This window comes from Vibrio sp. Vb0349 (genome assembly GCF_033338975.1).
Genome location: NZ_JAWOTS010000245.1, coordinates 1 through 1,302, shown reverse-complemented (window position 1 = coordinate 1,302; position 1,302 = coordinate 1). Strand labels below are relative to the sequence as shown.

The 1,302-nt window shown below is 43.6% G+C and carries 2 protein-coding genes; both read left to right on the top strand.

Annotated elements, in window-relative coordinates:
• Positions 1–593, top strand: a 593-nt coding sequence (locus tag R7Q47_RS24915) for an EAL domain-containing protein (RefSeq protein ID WP_318089971.1), incomplete at its 5' end; no start/stop codon positions are given.
• 182 nt (positions 594–775) lie between these two features.
• Positions 776–1,243, top strand: coding sequence for a GNAT family N-acetyltransferase (locus R7Q47_RS24910; protein WP_021448879.1), 468 nt, complete (start codon positions 776–778; stop codon positions 1,241–1,243).
• The last annotated feature ends 59 nt before the right edge of the window (positions 1,244–1,302 follow it).

Sequence of the window (1,302 nt, the reverse complement as noted above, 5' to 3'; positions counted from 1 at the left end):
ATATTCACTACGAAGCCCTTTCTCGATTCAAAGTGAAGAACACCCAAAGGTTCATCGAAACACTCATCAGCAATGGACTGCTTTTGATCCACACGATCTTGGTGATCCGAGCAATTTACGCCAAACAGCCGACTTTGTTGGTGCCCATCAGCATCAATGTGTGCCCTTCTCTTCTACGAGGTAGAAACTTCTCGACTCTTTATCAAGAACTCGCGAGCAGAGACTGCCGTTTACTGACCATCGAAATCACGGAGAACGCGTCCATGTACTACACATCCGAGATCTACGACAACGTCGCGAAACTAAAATTACTGAGCTGCAAAATCAGCATTGATGACTTTGGTACTGGCAACAACAACGTGTCACTTATCAGCAAAATCAATCCAGATTATTTGAAAATAGATCGGGAGTTTGTGATTGGTTTAAAGTCGGACGATAAGAAAGTGGAAACGCTGCGTCAGTTGATTGCGATGGGAAACACTTACCGCTGCACAGTCATCGTCGAAGGCGTCGAAACCGCAGATAGTGCTCACTTACTCACAACGTTAGGAGCCTACATTCATCAAGGTTACTTCTATCCTCTGCATTTCTAGCTTTTCTTAATGCCGCGAGTTACTTAAACTAGCTGATACCCAAATGACTTCATAATGTATTCGCGCTAAGTGTGCGAAGTGATTTGGGTATCACTAGCGTCTATAACTGGATGAAAGTTAAAGACGTTCGTACATTTTTGTTAGGTGGTGAGACCATCCACCACCCACTCGTGATTGAAACCATGATTGCTATTAAACCAACCAAACTGAAAGATTTTTCGAGTTTGATGCAATTGGACGTGCAGGAAGAGCAAATAGGATTTGCCAAGCCGTTTGAACAGGCTTACCAAAAGCGAAACAAGTCAGAAGTATTTTTTACTATTTATTCGGACTACCTAACCGTTGGCTACCTGATCATTGATAAAGGTTTTGCTCAGCATGCTCCTTTTGCAATGCGGCATGAGTTGGGCCTTAATTATTTGATGATTGATCGCCGCTTTCAACGCCAAGGTATTGGTGCAGAGGCGCTGAAAAAACTGTTTGTGTACGCATATACCATCGACCCAGAGAGCACCTCGCTTTGCGTGACAGTACCAAATAGCCATCAAGGTGCACTCGACTTTTTCTCGGCTTGTGGCTTTACGAATACAGAAAAAGCCATTTATGGCGAGCAAGAAAAAGAATGGTTGATGCGTCACCCGCTTGGTTAAACGCTCAATAACCAAACGCTAGATAAAACAAAGGCAAGCGATAGGCTTGCCTTTGTTAT